Source organism: Desulfobotulus alkaliphilus (assembly GCF_007830435.1).
Lineage (GTDB): Bacteria > Desulfobacterota > Desulfobacteria > Desulfobacterales > ASO4-4 > Desulfobotulus > Desulfobotulus alkaliphilus.
The window spans coordinates 1-4,989 of sequence record NZ_VLLC01000070.1 but is presented as its reverse complement, the minus strand read 5'-3'; the positions used below and the strand labels follow the sequence as shown (position 1 = coordinate 4,989).

Genomic DNA, 4,989 nt, shown 5'->3' with positions numbered 1-4,989 from the left:
TGCAGATTTAAAAGAGGCGGGCCAAAAATGTAGAAAATCTTGCATTGAAAAAATAAGGAGCAGATCAATGAGAACTTTTACAGCCGTGATAGAAAAATGTCCTGACACAGGTCTTTTTGTTGGTTTTGTTCCGGGTTTCCCTGGAGCACATACCCAGGCTGCAAGCCTTGATGAAATGAAGGATAATCTCAAGGAAGTTGTAGAAATGCTTTTGGAAGATGGAGAGCCAAAGCTTGAATCCGAATTTATTGGAACACAAACCGTTATGGTGGCATGATTATGGGAACATGCCCTGTACTGAAGCCAAAAGAAGTTGTAGCAATTCTCCAGCAACTTGGATTTCAAGAAATACGCCAGAGAGGTTCACACAAACAGTTTCGACATTCCGATGGTCGTAGAACCACTGTGCCATTCCATAGTGGACGGGATATATCACCAATCTTACTCCGTCAGATTTCTTAAGATATCGAGATCAAACTTGAAGATCTATTGCAGCAGCGCTAACCACCACAGCTTTAAATGGAAGGAAGGCCAAACCAGATGTGGTTATTCTTACATAGACAGGTCCGGACGGTTTTTTCTTTGAACTGGAAGTCGAAGGCGCTGAGATTGGCAGTCATGGCATACTCCTTTTGCTGTGAAGTTTGCCGCCGCACTGGTGTCAAGCAGTGGAGGCGGAGCTGTGCGGGTTGACACTACCGGGCAAAAGGGAAACCGGCCATTCCGAAGAATGCCCACACAGCTCCGCCATAAGGGAAAACAGGCGCAAAAATAGCGCCGGATATTATGGTGGGCGCTTGGCCCCCTTGCTCTTCGGGGTGTCAATCCCGACCATGTTCTTTTTCCATGGTGAAGGTATTGTGGGCATAAAAAACCATTCCTGTCAAGAATCCTTTTTTTCACCCGGAACACCCAAAAAAACGACCTCACAAAATGGCCCGAAACGGGTTTTCAGGAAGGGGTTGGTGTGTTTGCCTTCGTGCTTTTTTGCCGTTTCCACAAAGCCTCTCACGGCTTTGCTTTTTTATCCCCTTGTTTTTTATAGGGTTTTGGAAAAGGGTTTTTTGGCAAGGCAAAAAAGGGCTTTCTTTGCCCTTCAGAGTGTACTATGTGGTGATAAATAAATGCAGACGTATTACCTTTTTACCTCCGGGCTTTGTCCGGGCAATATTTCTATATCCTGTGGAGGAAACATGAAAAAACTTCTGTTCTGCCTGCTGTTCCTGCTACTTCCTGTTTTCGCTTTTGCCGGACCTGTTTATAAAGGCACCCTTTCCGGGGATATTTCCGGCCCTTTCCTTGCATCAACCAATCCTGACGGATCTGTTTTTATCCTTGGTTGGAGCAATGAAAACCACATGGGGTCCGGGGTTCTTGTTCACCCCGCATCGGGAGGCGGGTTTTTCCAGATAAATCTTCTGGGTGTCCGCTACGAAGGCACCGTAAGCGATGACAGTATAAGCGTTACCGTCTCTATGGACGGCCAGAGCGCCTCCGGCACAGGGTATCCCATGGATAACAGCGCCATGCTTTCCTATGCGGGGAGCTACAGGGCTGATTTAAGCGGCGATGTAAGGGGAACCATGGATATCGGCATTAGCGGTACAACTCCCGGAGCACTTGTTGTTGACGGATACAGGCACCCGGACAACGCTTATTTCCCCGGCCTTGGTATTGTCAGCGATACTGGCATGTTTCTGGCCGTTTCTCAGGATTTCTATGTAACCATAAAAGGGCAGGTAAACGGATCATCCATCAGCGGCCAGTGGGCGGATGTGGTTTATGAGCTGTTTGGCACCTTTGCCACCCCCGGCACCCCGGCACCTTCCCCCGGAGGCTCCAGTGACAGCAGTTCCAGTGGATGCTTTATTGATAATCTCCGTTGACGCTGTTCGTTGAAACAAGGGGCAGGAAGATTCTGCCCCTTGTTCTTTATCTCGGCCTTGGGCCAGCCAGACCATGTTCCGGATTCCAGTTTTTTTTCTTGAACCATTCCACAATGGGCGCAGGCTGGTGCTCCCGTTTCCGGGATGCCTGAAACTTCTGCCATTCTGCTGTTGGTATCCATTCCGGAGGTGTACCCATTTTGTTCAGGATGTAGGGAATAAACTCCTGCCAATCCACGCCATCGGGCTTTTTCCGTTCCTTAATGCCCTGATCCATGGCAGCCAGCCTGCTCTTTTTCTTTTCTGCTACAGCTTCCTCCTCTGCTCTTTTTGCCGCTGCTGCCGCCTCTCTTTCCGCCCTTCGTTTTTCCTTTTCGTTAAGGCCTGCGTCTTCGCCCAGCTTGGCAATCCAATCCTCATCATCCGGATCTGGTATTCCCGGATCATTACCGCCCCCGCCAAGACCCCTTCCGGGTAGATTGCCCATGGCCATGTACTGCTGAAACAGAAATTCAGCCCTTTGATTGGTAATCTTGTCCAGATCGGCAGGAGTTATAATTTTATTGGTTGCCGGGTCGATAAAGTTTCCTGTTATGGGATCTTTGGGTAGGTTGTCTGCCCATTTCAGGGCATCGTTGTAGGCATTTCTCCGGAAGGTGGCTATATCCTTCACGCCCAAACCATCGCCGCCTCCACCCTGCTTGCCAAGAAGCGCCTCCCTTTGCAGATTTTCCATCTGAAACCCGGCCCTAAACAGCTCCTGCCGTGATTTAAAGGTCTGCATCTTCCCGTCTTCCCCAAAGACCAGATAGTGAACGGCACTTGGATCGTAGGGGTGCATCTGGGGCAGAGCCTGAAGTCTTTTTCCGTCCTTGCTGGTCACATAGACAGGCTGCTGCTCAATGTTGGTTTGCCGGACGGCCTCCATGTGCATGTTCCCGGCATTGAAAAATTCCCTGTCTCCCATATTCTGGATTTCCTGCACAATCTGATTCAGGGGTACTTTTTGGGTTGGCTTCCAATCTCCGGCCTCCATGTCCAGAAACTGCACCTCAAAGGACTGACTCTTTCCATCATATTCCCCCAGCCTGAAGGGGAAGGGCATGGATTCCACAAGGCCCTGCAAACCACGGACAAGTCCTTCCGTATCCCCTGCGGCCTGCCTCTGTTGCAACTCTGCCTGTCCCCTGCGGAAATTCTGGTAATGCTGATTCAGGACGGGCAAGCGGCTTTCCATGATCTGCTTCTGGGCCTGTGCTGTCTGGGCATATTCTTTGACGAACTGTGTTCTGGCCTTATATTCCGCAATGCCGCCAGTGAGCGGAGCATTAAGGACCTTATCCACGTTCCCCCCCGCAGACATCACCTGTCTGTGTATATTGGGGAGATATTCCTGCACCTTTTTTTTCAGTTCGGCTTCCTGCTGCTGCCACTGGTGCTGTTCCTTCTGCCTTGCCCTGTCTTCCTGCCTGCCGTACAGATCCTGCGCACCATGCCATGCAGAGGGGGAAATATCCTCTGGCCTCTGCAAAGGCCCCTGTTGCGGACCCTCCGTGTTATACATCTCAATGGCTCCGAGGCCCCGATCCAAATCCTGTCTGTACTTTCTGTCTTCCTGTTGCCCCCGGATCTGATTCATCTGCGCACCCAGGCCGAGGGCCTGATTGCCAATCTGCAACCACTGCGAAGCAACGGGATCTTGCCTGTATGTTCTTACCATAAAATCTCCTTATGAAAGCAGGTAGCTCAAGGCTCCCACCGCCGCACCACCACCAATAACGCCCCATCCAACAGGGCCAGAGGCTACGGCCATGCCAATACCGGCTCCTGCCGTTGCCCCACCAAGGCCAGACATGAGCGCACCGCCCACCGTCTTTTCCGGTTCCGGCTGGGCCTTCTGCATACTTGCATAGCTTTGGGAAGCCTGCCCCAGCCCCCCAAGGGCTTTTTGTGACGGGTCTTGAACCTGATAAAGAGACATTTCACCCCCCCAGCCCGGTCATCATACCAAGCTTTTGCGTATGTGCGTTTTTTTCGTCCCGCCGTGCCTGATTTTTTGCCGCAGCAACGGAAGCACCCATGCCAATATTGGAAGCCCCAAGGCCTCCCAGCATATTCCCCATGCCCATGCGGGAGGCATCCGCAGCGGTTTTCTGGGCAGCACCCTGAAATCCTGCGGCCATCTGAGATCCCGCCACATCCGAGGCCCCTTTCAGGTCTGGCCCTGCCATAACATCATTATATAATGACTGCGTGGCACCCAGCCCCATCATGGTTTTCTGCTGTCCTGCCTGGGCCTGTGTCATTCCGAGTCCCATTTGTGCCCTTGCCAGATCTGTCTGCTGGGGCAGAAGCTCCATCTGTGCCGCATGCTGGGCCTGCCCTAACCCCATCTGTGAAGAGGCAAAGGCTGTCTGTTGAGGCAAAAGTCCCAGCTGTGCATTTGCTTGCGCCGTCCCGAGACCCAGCTGCGCTTTGTGCTGTGCCGTTTCATAGGGAATCATTGACCTGTTGGCGTTAATCTGGTCTATTTCCATGGGTTTATAATTTGTTTCCCAATGGCCAAAATATTCCTGTGCAATGGCCAAAATATTCCTGTGCCATAGCTTGCTGCTCTTCTGCGATGCTTGCCATTCTGGCATTATATGCCCTGTCAACACCGTCTCCACCACCTCTACCTCTACCTTTTCCCATTATTCCATCCTTTCAAACGCTGAAACCATAATATCCGTGTTTTCCCCCAGCCTTTCACACCACCTGCCCCTGGGGATCACCCCCACGGCGACCAGACCAAGACCACAGGACACCCAGTGCGCCGGGATAAGCTGGCATGAGATTGGAGGTGCAAGTCCTCTATCCGGTAAGGTGTAGCGAACCGCCGGAGCCCCGAGTCATGGGCTGCTGCTCGTGAGGGTAGTGGTTAAGCGTTGACAGGGGAACACACAGGCTCGGTATTGAGCTCCGAAATCAGGGTTGGGAATGCTGACCGTGTTGGGTGAACGGGAAGGCAAAACTGAATGCTGCGTCAACGCAAGTGGCAGGCAGGTTCCCCGGAGTCGCTGACCCGGTGCATGTGTGGATGTCTCATGAACGGAACCCGGGA

General features: G+C 52.0%; 6 protein-coding genes. 3 read left to right on the top strand and 3 right to left on the bottom strand.

Going from position 1 to position 4,989, the window contains the following annotated elements; translation table 11 throughout:
- The 3 genes from LZ24_RS16770 to LZ24_RS16760 form a co-directional block, all read left to right on the top strand.
- Window positions 1-277 (top strand): type II toxin-antitoxin system HicB family antitoxin (locus LZ24_RS16770; protein ID WP_246118634.1); only part of this gene is annotated, 277 nt, incomplete at its 5' end.
- Window positions 274-462, top strand: a complete 189-nt coding sequence (locus tag LZ24_RS18115) for a type II toxin-antitoxin system HicA family toxin (protein ID WP_407923311.1) — start codon at window positions 274-276, stop codon at window positions 460-462. The genes LZ24_RS16770 and LZ24_RS18115, both read left to right, overlap by 4 nt.
- Window positions 463-1,193: 731 nt before the next feature.
- Window positions 1,194-1,886, top strand: a complete 693-nt coding sequence (locus LZ24_RS16760) for a hypothetical protein (protein WP_144686859.1) — start codon at window positions 1,194-1,196, stop codon at window positions 1,884-1,886.
- 46 nt (window positions 1,887-1,932) lie between these two features.
- On the opposite strand, the gene LZ24_RS16755 is transcribed toward LZ24_RS16760, so the two are convergent.
- From LZ24_RS16755 to LZ24_RS16745, 3 genes are read right to left on the bottom strand one after another with little or no spacing between them, the layout of a single operon-like run.
- A complete protein-coding gene (locus LZ24_RS16755) occupies window positions 1,933-3,606 on the bottom strand; it encodes a hypothetical protein (protein ID WP_144686858.1) in 1,674 nt (557 codons plus the stop codon).
- Window positions 3,607-3,615: 9 nt separating this feature from the next.
- Entirely contained in the window at window positions 3,616-3,867 is a 252-nt protein-coding gene (locus LZ24_RS16750) for a hypothetical protein (RefSeq protein ID WP_144686857.1), read from the bottom strand.
- Window position 3,868: 1 nt separating this feature from the next.
- Window positions 3,869-4,474, bottom strand: a complete 606-nt coding sequence (locus LZ24_RS16745) for a hypothetical protein (RefSeq protein ID WP_222427697.1) — start codon at window positions 4,472-4,474, stop codon at window positions 3,869-3,871.
- Window positions 4,475-4,989 lie beyond the last annotated feature (515 nt).